The sequence below is a fragment of the Oleiphilus sp. HI0061 genome, from assembly GCF_001635675.1.
Genome location: NZ_LWFE01001582.1, coordinates 1 through 1,093 on the forward strand (window position 1 = coordinate 1; position 1,093 = coordinate 1,093).

1 protein-coding gene is annotated in these 1,093 nt (G+C 40.7%); it reads left to right on the forward strand.

Annotation, left to right across the window (positions count from 1 at the left end; translation table 11 throughout):
- Nucleotides 1-88: 88 nt before the first annotated feature.
- Complete coding sequence (locus A3735_RS24680) at nucleotides 89-1,063, forward strand: magnesium transporter CorA family protein (protein WP_068508819.1); 975 nt, start codon at nucleotides 89-91, stop codon at nucleotides 1,061-1,063.
- Nucleotides 1,064-1,093 lie beyond the last annotated feature (30 nt).

Sequence of the window (1,093 nt, forward strand, 5' to 3'; positions counted from 1 at the left end):
TCAATGTTATTAGGGCGCTTGAAATGCCTGTAGAAGACGCTCCAGAGATTGAAGTGCCAGAAATAATAGAGATATAGAGGGTTATGACATGTTAAGTATTATCCAGCTCTCTGATGATGGTAAGAGTCAAGAGCTCGAAGCAATGTCGATTGATGATCTAATTTCCGGCGACTTACTCACGAGCCAAAAGCTGTGGATTGATCTTACGACCGAAGATCATGAAATAATTAAACGTTTGCTCACAGAGCTAAATATTGACCACCTTGCTATTGAAGATACCCTGCGAAAGAGCCACCCGTCAAAAATCGAGTTTTTTGACGAGCACTTATTTATTTTGTATCGCGGAATTCGTGCCATTGAAGATGATATATCTTTCCAACATCAGTCGATTGGACTCATTGTTAAAGACAACATTCTGGTTACTGTTCACCCGGTTAAATCGGTTGGGGTAGAGCAATCTAAAAAAGCCTTGCGTAAACTCAAACATATATCTCCTATGACGGTCGCTATTCAAATAATGAAAGCAGCATCGAGTGTTTACCTCGAGAAGTTGCTTAATTTTGATACTCAACTTAGTGAGATTGAGGAGCAACTCGAAAACAATGCAAATGACCAACAGTTGAAAGAGCTGACAAAGTTTAAGTCGCGGCTGGTAAAACTGACGCGGACATTTAATTATCATACGGACATAAGTGAAGGCTTACATAAAGAAAGTGATGAGTACGCATATTTCGACAAGGCAGCTTGCGAGCATGCAATTAACGACTTAGATGATCGTTTCCAGCGCCTTTTTACACTTGCTCAGATGCACTACGATATTTGCGGAGATTTGATCGATGGTTATTTATCGATATCAGCGCATCAGCTGAATGAAACGATGAGAGTTTTAACGGTCATCACCGCTGTGTTTGTGCCACTAAGTTTTTTGGCAGGGCTATATGGGATGAACTTTGACTATATACCTGAACTCAAGGTTGAGAACGGCTATTTTTACCTGCTCGCAATCATGTTGTCGCTGTCAACGGGCTTAGTTTATTGGTTTAAGAGAAAGCGCTGGCTGTAAAAGCCAATGTTCAATTGAAAAAGCTAGCAC